The organism is Ehrlichia muris AS145, from assembly GCF_000508225.1.
Classification (GTDB): Bacteria; Pseudomonadota; Alphaproteobacteria; order Rickettsiales; family Anaplasmataceae; genus Ehrlichia; species Ehrlichia muris.
Map to the genome: position 1 here is coordinate 890,964 of NC_023063.1, position 11,801 is coordinate 902,764.

Annotated in this window: 12 protein-coding genes; 4 read left to right on the forward strand and 8 right to left on the reverse strand. The window is 30.8% G+C overall.

The window, feature by feature from the left end; translation table 11 throughout:
- Window positions 1-404 precede the first annotated feature (404 nt).
- The 8 genes from MR76_RS03445 to MR76_RS03480 all read right to left on the reverse strand — a co-directional run bounded on the left by MR76_RS03445 (window position 405) and on the right by MR76_RS03480 (window position 8,674).
- Window positions 405-2,147 carry an ABC transporter ATP-binding protein gene (locus MR76_RS03445; protein ID WP_024072307.1) on the reverse strand — a complete coding sequence of 581 codons (1,743 nt, stop codon included), beginning with the start codon at window positions 2,145-2,147 and terminating at the stop codon, window positions 405-407.
- 2 nt (window positions 2,148-2,149) lie between these two features.
- A complete protein-coding gene (gene cyaY / locus MR76_RS03450) occupies window positions 2,150-2,479 on the reverse strand; it encodes an iron donor protein CyaY (protein ID WP_024072308.1) in 330 nt (109 codons plus the stop codon).
- Between the two features lie 174 nt (window positions 2,480-2,653).
- Window positions 2,654-3,919, reverse strand: coding sequence for a serine hydroxymethyltransferase (gene glyA / locus MR76_RS03455; protein ID WP_024072309.1), 1,266 nt, complete (start codon window positions 3,917-3,919; stop codon window positions 2,654-2,656).
- A gap of 105 nt (window positions 3,920-4,024) precedes the next feature.
- Window positions 4,025-4,633: a 50S ribosomal protein L9 gene (gene rplI, locus MR76_RS03460; protein WP_024072310.1), complete on the reverse strand. Its 609-nt coding sequence runs from the start codon at window positions 4,631-4,633 to the stop codon at window positions 4,025-4,027.
- Between the two features lie 19 nt (window positions 4,634-4,652).
- A complete protein-coding gene (gene rpsR / locus MR76_RS03465; protein WP_024072311.1) occupies window positions 4,653-4,940 on the reverse strand; it encodes a 30S ribosomal protein S18 in 288 nt (95 codons plus the stop codon).
- Between the two features lie 13 nt (window positions 4,941-4,953).
- Window positions 4,954-5,283 (reverse strand): 30S ribosomal protein S6, encoded by a 330-nt coding sequence (gene rpsF / locus MR76_RS03470; protein WP_006011331.1) that lies wholly within the window; start codon window positions 5,281-5,283, stop codon window positions 4,954-4,956.
- A gap of 137 nt (window positions 5,284-5,420) precedes the next feature.
- Complete coding sequence (locus MR76_RS03475; protein WP_024072312.1) at window positions 5,421-6,029, reverse strand: CvpA family protein; 609 nt, start codon at window positions 6,027-6,029, stop codon at window positions 5,421-5,423.
- On the reverse strand, window positions 6,023-8,674 hold the full coding sequence (locus tag MR76_RS03480) for a TRAP transporter permease (protein WP_024072313.1): 2,652 nt from the start codon (window positions 8,672-8,674) through the stop codon (window positions 6,023-6,025). The genes MR76_RS03475 and MR76_RS03480 overlap by 7 nt, the downstream gene beginning before the upstream one ends.
- Before the next feature lie 471 nt (window positions 8,675-9,145).
- Here MR76_RS03480 and radA point away from each other — a divergent pair, with 471 nt between their 5' ends.
- The 4 genes from radA (at window position 9,146) to grxD (ending at window position 11,784) form a co-directional block, all read left to right on the forward strand.
- The gene (radA, locus tag MR76_RS03485) at window positions 9,146-10,498 is read left to right on the forward strand and encodes a DNA repair protein RadA (protein ID WP_024072314.1); all 1,353 of its coding nucleotides are present in this window, start codon (window positions 9,146-9,148) and stop codon (window positions 10,496-10,498) included.
- Window positions 10,495-10,992, forward strand: coding sequence for a DsbE family thiol:disulfide interchange protein (locus MR76_RS03490; RefSeq protein WP_024072315.1), 498 nt, complete (start codon window positions 10,495-10,497; stop codon window positions 10,990-10,992). The genes radA and MR76_RS03490 overlap by 4 nt, the downstream gene beginning before the upstream one ends.
- A gap of 231 nt (window positions 10,993-11,223) precedes the next feature.
- A complete protein-coding gene (locus tag MR76_RS03495; protein WP_024072316.1) occupies window positions 11,224-11,445 on the forward strand; it encodes a BolA/IbaG family iron-sulfur metabolism protein in 222 nt (73 codons plus the stop codon).
- Between the two features lie 6 nt (window positions 11,446-11,451).
- Entirely contained in the window at window positions 11,452-11,784 is a 333-nt protein-coding gene (grxD, locus tag MR76_RS03500) for a Grx4 family monothiol glutaredoxin (RefSeq protein WP_024072317.1), read from the forward strand.
- Window positions 11,785-11,801: the final 17 nt, after the last annotated feature.

Genomic DNA, 11,801 nt, shown 5'->3' on the forward strand with positions numbered 1-11,801 from the left:
ATAATACATTGATTCTAAAATAGATTTGTTAGACTTATCAATGAATTCCTGTATACAATCTGAAACGATAAACTCATTCCTATCAGTAGTTTTTTATCAATAGCAAAAACCATAACTGGTTTGACATATCATTTGATATACCTAGAGCACACAATGATAGTAGTTAACAACTTTTTTCTATATTTTCATATAACACTTTAAAAATACACTATATCAACTAACTACATTGTACATGCCACAAAGAACAAAAAACTCTAGTTAATTCAATGCAAATCTATAACATAGAGAATTAAGGAGTAAAACATATCTTATTTTTATATATTTTTCTGACTACACAAATTGCAACAATTTCTCTACTAAAAATTTAACAATATTACTTACACAATAGGAATCATTTTACTAGATCAACTACTTTCTGAAAAATGATCACTTGATAATTGCAACTTTGCTAACTTTGTATACAAACCATTTTGCTTACACATCAATGACTTGTGAGTACCTATATCATCAATGCATCCATTATTAAAAACAATTATCTTATCTGCCTTAACAATAGTTGATAACCGATGAGCTATCACAAGCATTGTTTTATTACTTTTTAAACTATCTAAGGCATCATGTATTAGTTGTTCGTTTTTTGAATCTAAAGATGATGTTGCCTCATCTAATATCAGCATACCTGAACCCTTCAAAACAGCTCTCGCTATCGCAATCCTTTGTTTTTGTCCTTCAGATAAACATAATCCTCTTTCTCCAACTAAAGAATCAAATTTATCTGGTAAACTTTCTATAAAGTCAAGAATACAAGCTATTTTTGCTGCATTTCTTACATCTTCATACACAGCATTAGTTACCCCATAAGTTATATTATCCCATATTGTTCCAGAAAACATTATAGGGCTTTGAGGAATAATACTAAAAAGAGAACGGAGATCTTTTAAAGATAGTTCTCTTATATCAATACCATCAATAGTTACATTTCCTGTATTTACATCATAGAAACGCAATAGTATATTTATTATTGTACTTTTACCACTACCAGAAGGTCCAACCAAAGCAACTACTTGGCCTTTATCAATAGTAAATGATACATTCTTTAATGCAGGATTGTCTAGCTTACTAGGATAACAAAAAGTGACATCGTTGATTGAAATTTTATCTTTTATTTCCTGAATTTCATACGGATCTTTTACTTCAGTGATATCTTCTGGCATTAACAATATTTTAGAAATATCTTCCGCAATTCTTATAGCTCTCTGTATATCATTCAAATTATCCCCCATATTATTCACTGAACCAGCAGCTATTGCTGCATAAAATATAAAAGAAAACAGAGAACCAACAGTTATATTGTTACTTAATACTTCCTTGATCCCAAGTGATAAAACAAATCCTATAGATAGCATTACAGAAGTTATGATTAATGTAACCAATAATGCACGTAAAACAATATACTTACTTGTCACATTCAGTGTACTAGCAAGTAAATTTGAAAACTTTTGTTTTGTTATCTCTTCTTTTGAAAAAGATTGGATAACATATATGCCACGATATGTCTCCTCAACAAAAGAAGTTACATTATCTAGATTTACACGTACTTTACGCAATAACAATTTTACTTTTTTACCAAGAACAGTTAAGATTATTAGAATAATAGGAATCACTACTACAGTATACATAGTCAACTTAAAATTAGTATGCACTAACATTACAATACTACCAAGCAAAGTAGTTGCATTTCTAAGTACTGTCGACATACCAGCACTTAAGATTACTTGAAGCGTTGACGTATCTGCCATTAATCGTGTAATCAAGCTTGATATACTATTATTCTCAAAAAATCTTGGAGAAAAATGTATGATTTTACTATACAACTTCAATCTAATATCAAGAACAACTTTTTCGCTCCCATAGCCAGTAAGCCATAACCGCAAAAAAGCTGTCAATGCTACTATTAAAACAACAACAAATAAAAATAATAAGGAGTTATTTATAGACACAACATCAGAAGTTGCAACCCATAAATCTACTAAATTATGCAATCCATAACCAAATGCTAAAATTGTTACAGAAGAAATAGCTACAACTAAATATGCAAATATGAAATACAATAAATGAGGTTTTACAAATTGAAATAATACTTTCATTTTTATATCATAATATCAAATAATATCCTTATTTCAGATCTTAAAAAATCAAATAATTCATCATTTTTATCACTTATCCATGTACTTGAGGATTTATCGTAACTAAAACGCACTGACCCACTAATAGGTGAAGCAACCCAAATTTGCATAGAAGGTTCATGTTTGTTAATAATATATACATTACCTTGACTATCTGATATCTTAACCACCCCATCGTAATTTTCACACTCCAATGCTCCATCAATGTCCACTTTATCTATCATTTTAGTTAAAGTATTTAGGAGATTATAAGATAAATTTTGAAAATCAGACATACATAAAGAGTGTGACATTTCTTTCTCCTTTAGTTTATAGTGACGTATATTTATATAACATGAACCTCCATTAGCAAATGTAAAATAAGATCAATTATAAGTTTATCACACTTAAGAAAGATGTAATATTAATTAATAAGAACTAAATTCTTCACATTTTTAAGATCTTATATGATATTACTTTATATTTACTTAAGAAGTGAAAGCAGAAGTTAATTCCTTAACTTTCTTTATTACATCTTGTTCAATAGATAACCTAATAGTATCACTAGCTTTTAAATTATCAATAACATCACAAACTATATTACCAATCTCTTTAAATTCTGATTCTTGTAATCCTCTAGACGTCTCAGCAGCACTACCAAACCGTAAGCCAGAAGTTATAAAAGGTTTTTCTGGATCAAAAGGAATAGCATTTTTATTACAAATAACTCCTAATCTCTCTAAGGCAAGAACTGCATCTTTACCTGTAACACCCTTAGAACGTAAATCAAGAACAACCATATGAGAATCTGTACCACCTGTAACAACATCAAATCCTCTTTCTTTAAAAACTTCAACTAAAGTTCTAGAATTTTTTATTATTTGTTGTGCATAATCTTTAAAATTAGGTTTCAATGCTTCTCCAAATGCTACAGCTTTAGCAGCAATAACATGCATTAATGGACCTCCTTGCATACCGGGAAAAATAGAAGACTGAATCTTCTTATAAATATCTTCATGATTAGTCATTATCACTGCCCCCCTAGGACCACGCAATGTCTTATGAGTAGTAGAGGTGATAACATGTGCATATTCAACAGGTGAAGGGAATTCTCCAGCAGCAATCAATCCAGCATAATGTGCTACATCAGCTAAAAGATATGCTCCAACTTTGTCAGCTATTTCTCTAAATCTTTTAAAATTTATCACACGAGGATAAGAAGATGAACCAGCAATAATTAACGATGGATTATGTTCAATAGCCAATTTTTCTATCTCATCCATATCTATTAAACCAGTGTCACGATTAACTTGATATTGAACAGCATTAAACCACTTTCCAGAAATACTAGGAGCAGAACCATGAGTCAAATGACCACCACAATCAAGTGACATACCAATTACAGTATCACCTGGTTTTAATAATGCAGCAAATACTCCCTGATTAGCTTGTGAACCAGAATGTGGTTGAACATTTGCAAACCTACATCCAAATAATCTACACAAACGTTCGATTGCTAAATTTTCGACAATATCTGCAAAATGACACCCACAATAATACCTTTTACCTGGATAACCTTCAGCATACTTATTTGTAAATATAGAACCTTGGGCTTGTAATACCGCCTTACTAACAAAATTTTCTGACGCTATTAATTGTAATTGAGAATTTTGTCGATTTAACTCCCCAGAAATACAACCGAAAACCTCAGCATCAACTTCTTGTAAATCGTTATCTAAGATATACCTAACCATAGAAAGAACCCCGTAATAAATTATAAAAAAACCTTAACAGCGTTACTACAATATTAGATATAACTCTCTTACCTACTATCACTATCTTAGTAATGTCATCTCTTCTTAATTTGAATTAGCATCTACATTACCACTATCTACACCATCATCAACGCTATCAAGCTTTAAATTCTCATTTCCCACACCACTTCCTTCTTCAGTTTCAGCTTTTTCTTTTTCTAACTTTTTCTTCTTTTCTGTATGCAGCTTTTGCGCTTGTACAGCACCTAAACCATTCTTCACTACATAAAGCGTGATAGGAAGCACCAAATCAGGATGTAATTCCAAATTAACTACATATTCCCCAATATACTTAATTACAGAATGAAAAAATATATTACGGTAATGTATATTGTATCCCTTATCAGACAATAACTTAGAGATGCACTTTGGTGTCACAGACCCAAATAGCTTTCCATCGTCAGCTGCCTGTTTAGTTATAATTAGCAGCTCGCTTTCTAAAGACGACTTTAAAACCTTAGCTGCCTCCAATTTTTCTAAGTTCTCTCTCTCGATAAGTGAATATTGCTCTTCTAAGCTCTTTAAATTCTCCTTAGTTGCTCTAACTGCTTTTTTTTGTGTCAACAAATACCTAGCATACCCTGGCTTTACTTGAACAACCAACCCTGCTCTACCAAGATTTCTAACACCTTCTTTTAGAATAATTGATAACATATTAACCTACAAATAAATATCAACAATAAGGCAACAAGGCTAAATAACGAGCTCTTTTCACGGCAGTAGACAATAACCTCTGCTTCCTAGAAGAAACAGAAGTAATCCGACTAGGTAATATACGCCCATACTCTGAGGTAAATTTAGATAACAGAGCTTTGTTCTTATAATCTATATCGTCATTTGGACATTGTTCTAATGGACAAGCTTTAGACCTCTTAAAATATGGCCTTTTGAGGTAAGCCAATGGAGAATAAGCAGCCGCACCCGAATTATTAGAACTTGCTTTTTTATTTTTTTTTAACATAATAAATATCCAACTATACTTGACTTGCTTGTATCATCAGAGAATCACCTTTCGGCAACTTATCTTTCTTAAGGCACAGAAACCGTAAGATGTCTTCGTTTAATCTCACCTTACGTTTAAATTCATCCATGCTGCTAGGAGTTGCTTTTATATATATCATGCAATAATGCCCTTTATTCATCTTATCTATGGTATAAGCAAAATCTAAAAGCCCCCAATATTCATACTTAAGAAGCTCAGCACCATTTTTTGTTAACAAGGATGATAACCCCTTAACCAAACCTTCTAACTCATACTGAGTTAAACCTTGCTGTGCTATAAAAGTAAACTCATATAAAGGCACATCTTCTCCTTAACAAAAACTAACTACGCCATTATATAAAATATTACACTATAATCAAGTTAATTATTTTTCTAATGAAATGTTTTTATCATTTGACATACACTAGATAATATACATCAGTCAATAATCTTAAATTTTTAAGCTCTGACTCCCTCTTTATCCTTGGATTTTTTCTTTTTAAAATTATTAGGAGTATATTTTTTTTCAAGAATATCCTGTACCGCAGATTCCACCTCTTGAATCTTGTCATGAGTAGATTCTGGTACTACTCCATCTATGTAAGTATTAAAGAGATAAAATATATTATAATAATATGAATTTACAAACCAAGCAGGTAATACATCTTCACCTTCTTTCTCTGTAGACAATAAAGCATAACAAGAGGTTTCTATAACAAAAAACAGAAAATAAGAAAAAACTATCCCTTTCATAAATCCTATCAACAATCCACCAAATCTATCAATTACACTACACCTCGCTGAGGATAAAAGATTCATAATCCATCCATTAACAACAATAATAGCAATAGTGATCAAGATAAAAACAGTAATCGCAGATAAAACCTCCGATATAATCTCAGATGCAACATATTGATTATATAAATTAGAAAAATAATCCCGATATCGCATAGTTAATAATATTGATACACAGACACCAAATAATCCAAATATTTCTTTAATGAACCCCCTAAAAAGGCCAATTATAACTGATAGTAATATAATCCCAATTGCTGCTACATCTAACATAAACCTACTTCTCGCTTTACAAAATCACTCTTCCTAGTTTGTAAAAAGATTACTATAGTTAACAAAATCACAGCTATCAAATAAATATAAGTAACATGATAATGTTTTTTTAATGATAATGCTAATTCTATAATAGAATAACTATCATCCATGTCAGACGGTTCTATATAACTCCAACTTGCTATATCTTTAATTCCTAGACGATTATCAGATATGCTACCTACATCAAGAGTAATACCAACATTTTGATTCAAAAAATCAAGTAATGTACCTTGATAGTCAAAACCTTGTATCTTATCCTTTAATGGAATAATTATTTCTTTGATTACTTGATTCTTACTTTCTACAGTAAGCTTTACAGAACTATCTTTCAAAATTACTAATGTATCATCTAATTTAGAGAATGGCACAATATCGTAAGGAGATACAAATAATTTAGCAATATAATTAGGCATAATTAGTATTACACCCATCATTAAAAGCATAATAGATTCGTAGAACTTATTCTTCCTAATAAAATATCCCTGCATTGCCGCAGAAATACTTAATATACCAACTAAAGAAACAAAAATTATAAAAATATTATCCCAGATATTTGTGACATCATATAAAATAAGTTCACTATTGAATATAAATAAAAAAGGAACAATCATAGTCCTTATATTATATAAGAAAGACTGTATTCCTGTTTTAAATGCATTACCTTTTGCAATAGCAGCTGCAGCATAAGAAGCTATACCAACAGGAGGAGTTACATCTGCCATAATTCCAAAATAAAATACAAATAAATGAATAGCTATCTGAGGAACATACAAACCATTCTTATGTATAACAGAAGTTAAAATCGGGGCCATTAGCGTAGATACTATGATATAACACCCTGTTGCAGGCATACCCATCCCTAACACTATACATATTACTGCTGTAACTAATAATGTAAAAAACAAATTACCATGAGCTATAGAATCAAGCAACCCACTAATTGACAAACCAAATCCAGTTAATGATACTGCCCCTACTATTATTCCCGCTGCACCAGTTGCTACTGCAATAGCAATCATATTTTTAGAAGCCACAACCATAGCTTCATATACTTGCTTAACACCTCTACAAAATACAGAACACAAACCAAATATTTGTCTATTAAACAAAGCATATATCACATCTTTACTAAGCAACATAAAGATCAAAAATAAGTTTGTCCAAAAACAAGATAATGCAGAAGATAATTTTTCAATGATTAAACACCATACTAAAATAAAAATTGGAATAAAATAATGAATACCATATTTAAAAGTTTCTGATAGCTTCGGATACTTGTTTTCCTCTTCAACATCTTCTATATTACCCTTACGTCCGCCTTTAAATTGATAAAATAATATGCCAACATATACAGAAATTAAAATTAGTGCTATACAATATATACTTTTATCCAGAAATATAGCCTTAACACCAGGTATATAGAACCCATATATACTAACCCCCTCTATCAGAACATAGATGACACATGAAATAACAACCAAACAAGCAACAGATATAAGAAATCTTATAAGACTTAAATAAACAGATCTCGCCTTAGTGATATCAAGTACAGGACGCATATCTAATTTACATGCTTCTAGATGCACAATATAAAGCAAAGTGACATATACCATAATCGCAGGTACAAAAGCATACTTCACAATAGTAGCATAAGGAATAGACAAGAATTCAGACATTAAAAACGCTGCTGCACCCATTACTGGAGGCATAATTTGCCCATTAACACCAGCTGATACTTCTATAGCAGCTGCTTTTTCAGCACTAAGACCCATTTTTTTCATCAAAGGAATTGTGAAAGACCCTATAGTAATAGTATTAGCAACAGAAGAGCCAGACATCATACCCATAAATCCAGAAGCAATAACTGCAGCCTTAGCTGGGCCACCAACAAACCTACCAAGCAAAGCAAACGAAAGTTTAATAAAAAAATTTCCAGCTCCTGCCTTATCTAAAAAAGCACCAAATAAAACATACAAAAATACAAAATTAGATGATACAGCAAGCGCTATACCAAAAACTCCTTCAGAAGACAACCACTCATGAGACGCTATAGCAGAAAAATTATATCCTTTATGGGCAATAATATCTGGAACATATCTCCCTAAATAAGCATACATTAAAAACATTAAAGCAATAATAGATATAGGAGCTCCAATAGCTCTCCTTGCTCCTTCCAATAGGAACACAAACCCAAAAAATGCTATGATTAAATCAACATCATTAGGCATCGCAATTCTGAAGGATAAATCTTCATAAAACGCAACAATATACAATACCGATATGCATGACAATATTGAACAAATCCAATCTAATGCTTTAAAATTTCGACTAAAATTCTTAGATATAGGTAAAAATAAAAATAACAAGGAAAATGCAAATGCTAAATGAATAGCTCGAGACTTAATATCAGGAAGCATTGCCCATTCCAAGCCATGATCAACTAGCCAAAAAGGTAATGGAGATGCTATAAACAACTGAAAACAAGCCCATAAAAACGCTATAAAACTTACTGTATAACTAGTAATTCCACTACCTTCATCAATTCTAGAGGAAGCTAACTCTCTATCTATTAAATCCTGTATATGCCCTGCTTCCTTTTTCATTATATTAATTAATCCCTTTTCCACCACTTCATCAGTTAATAACACTACATACTTTTTACGTCAATAAAATATGACTCCTAAAGTAGTATCCGTACTTTCCTAAAATATACTTAACATAAAACAACATACAGATATTTCAATCAACCTAAATAAAAACATTGAATAATTATGTTCAATTTTACTTAAAATTCTTATTTATTCTATATATTGATACTTACTAATTTAAGTCTGTTAACTTAATGTACTATCAGGAACCGTATACAAAAATGTACTTTTATTAATATATACATAAAAACCATTTTTTTAAATTCTTACATAACTAGACAATTTACTTTATAATGAAACGCTTATTTTTCCCGTACATCCTAATTAAAAACATAATTAATTATACAAAAAAACTTACAGTAGCGAATATACCTTTTATTTGTTAGAATCAACTTTAAGAAATAGCACAAACTTATAACTATAGATATGTCTACAAAAACCCTCTACGTCTGCCAAGTTTGTGGCAATCAAACACATAGATGGGTTGGAAAATGTAATGCATGCGGTAGTTGGGATAGTATTATTGGTGAAACAGCTACAGAACATTTAATAAACACACAATATAAGTCTGAAGTAAAGTTAAGTTCATTATCTGATAAAAATACTGTAACTCCATCACGCTTTATTACTAAAATAAATGAATTAGATAGAGTATTTGGAGGTGGAATAGTATTAGGGAGTAGCACCCTTATAGGAGGCGAACCTGGCGTAGGAAAATCAACACTTTTACTACAATTAACAGCAATTTTAGATAAGTATCTTCCCACATGCCTTTATGTATCAGGTGAAGAATCTATAGATCAAATCAAAATCAGAGCAGACCGACTACAAATCAATGAATCTAATATTCAATTATTATCCACTTCATCATTATCAGATATTATCTCTTCTCTTAAAAAAAATAAAGATTTCAAATGTGTTGTTATTGATTCAATACAAACTATATATGACACTAGAATATCATCATCACCTGGAACAGTAGTGCAAATACGCATGTGTACCCACGAGTTGATTACTTTCACAAAACAACATAATATTATACTATTTATACTAGGACAAATAACAAAAGATGGCCAAATAGCTGGACCAAAAACTTTAGAGCATATGGTAGACACAGTATTATATTTTGAAGGAGAAAATAATAGTCAATTACGGATTCTACGCACAGTAAAAAATAGATTTGGACCTACTAATGAAATCGGTGTATTTGAGATGTCTGATAAAGGATTAATACCTGTAAAAAATCCATCATCTCTCTTTCTAGCCAAGTCACAAAATAATAATATAGTTGGTAGCGCAGTTTTTGCTGGTATTGAAGGATCAAGACCTATATTAATGGAAATACAATCATTAATTGCAAATACAAATATGGTCACTCCAAGAAGAGCAGTAGTTGGTTGGGATGTTAATAGATTAGCAATGATCATCGCTGTACTAACTGCAAAATGCAATATATTTCTAGGAGATAAAGAAGTATATCTTAATATCGCTGGCGGACTAAAAATATGTGAACCAGCTGCAGATTTAGCTATTGCAGCATCTTTAATATCGAGCTTTATTAATATAGCTATACCATCTTCAACAATAATATTGGGAGAAATTGCTTTGTCAGGAGAAGTAAGAAACATATCAAGTATTGATGCACGTTTAAAGGAAGCTTATAAACTAGGCTTTACAAGAGCTATCATTCCACTTAATAATAAGCATATCTTTTCTGAGATTAATATCGTAGAAATAGGTCATATAAAAACACTAAAGAAATACCTTATTGAACTATGAGAATAATTGCCACAACTTTACTAGCATGTTTTCTAATCTTTGTTGTGATATTCACAAAAGTGTTATTAAACCAAAATGTTACAACTGATGTTACAAACAGAATAGTACTACCTATACTTTTTACAGAAGACCAAGTATTTGATACAAATGATTTAATCGGGCACCCATATATACTCAATGTATTTGCCTCTTGGTGCACAACATGTCAAGAAGAACACAGTTTATGGCTAGAAATTGCTAAGAAAAACATAATAAAAATATACGGCATAGATTATCTTGATACAGAACATAAAGTACAAGAATGGCTTAAAAATCATGGAAATCCATATACTAAAATAGCAAAAGATTACTCTGGAAAAGTAGGTAATGTGTTAGGAGTAACTGGAGTACCTGAAACTTTTGTATTTGATCAAAATGGTAAAATATTATTACACATACATGGCAGTATATCTAAAGATATATGGGAAGAGCAAATACTAAAACTTATACAATAAAATGGATAATACTATGCATAACAATCCTTTAACATTCAAGCACCACATACTTAACTTATAATACATCCTCAAAATTCATACAAAAATACATTTAAAATATAATAGCAATAATTTTCAACGACTTATGTCTTACAAAGAGAACTCTATACTTCAATATCTTTAACTATTTACCTGTATATTAAAATATGTTATAGTAAGCTGGTCTTGTATCAATTTATGATTTGTTAAGTAATGACTGTTACACAATCTCAGTTGGAACTTCTAATAAGGGATGCTTTCCCAGAAGCTGAAATAACCATTACTAGCCTTGTAAATGATGATAATCACTATTCAATTAAGGTAATCTCAAATCGGTTTCAAGGGAAATCAAAACTAGAACAGCATAGAATGATATACAAAATACTAGATGGGTTAAATATACACGCAATACAAATACAAACGGGATGTAAATAATATACTATGACAAGTAATATAACAGACAAAATAAAACACGATATAGAAAATAATGATGTAGTTCTATACATGAAAGGCGATGCTGACTTCCCACAATGTGGATTCTCTAGTGTAGTAGTTAGTATCTTAAAAAAAATGAATGTTAAATTCAAGAGCATTAACGTGTTAGAAGATTTAGAATTACGTGAAGCTATCAAAGAATTTACAAACTGGCCTACTATTCCACAATTATATGTCAAAGGTGAGTTTATTGGTGGATGCGATATAGTTAAGGAAATGTATCACAGTGGAGAACTCCAAGAACTGCTAAGTAAAAACAATTTAATGGTAGCTCAATAGTGCAAATATGTTTATTT

Bases quoted from the DNA above. Each gene is read 5' to 3' on its own strand.
- MR76_RS03490 (WP_024072315.1), top strand. From the start codon at position 10,495: ATGAGAATAATTGCCACAACTTTACTAGCATGTTTTCTAATCTTTGTT.
- radA (WP_024072314.1), top strand. From the start codon at position 9,146: ATGTCTACAAAAACCCTCTACGTCTGCCAAGTTTGTGGCAATCAAACA.
- rplI (WP_024072310.1), bottom strand. From the start codon at position 4,633: ATGTTATCAATTATTCTAAAAGAAGGTGTTAGAAATCTTGGTAGAGCA.
- cyaY (WP_024072308.1), bottom strand. From the start codon at position 2,479: ATGTCACACTCTTTATGTATGTCTGATTTTCAAAATTTATCTTATAAT.
- MR76_RS03445 (WP_024072307.1), bottom strand. From the start codon at position 2,147: ATGAAAGTATTATTTCAATTTGTAAAACCTCATTTATTGTATTTCATA.
- grxD (WP_024072317.1), top strand. From the start codon at position 11,452: ATGACAAGTAATATAACAGACAAAATAAAACACGATATAGAAAATAAT.
- MR76_RS03480 (WP_024072313.1), bottom strand. From the start codon at position 8,674: ATGAAAAAGGAAGCAGGGCATATACAGGATTTAATAGATAGAGAGTTA.
- MR76_RS03475 (WP_024072312.1), bottom strand. From the start codon at position 6,029: ATGTTAGATGTAGCAGCAATTGGGATTATATTACTATCAGTTATAATT.
- MR76_RS03495 (WP_024072316.1), top strand. From the start codon at position 11,224: ATGACTGTTACACAATCTCAGTTGGAACTTCTAATAAGGGATGCTTTC.
- glyA (WP_024072309.1), bottom strand. From the start codon at position 3,919: ATGGTTAGGTATATCTTAGATAACGATTTACAAGAAGTTGATGCTGAG.
- rpsR (WP_024072311.1), bottom strand. From the start codon at position 4,940: ATGTTAAAAAAAAATAAAAAAGCAAGTTCTAATAATTCGGGTGCGGCT.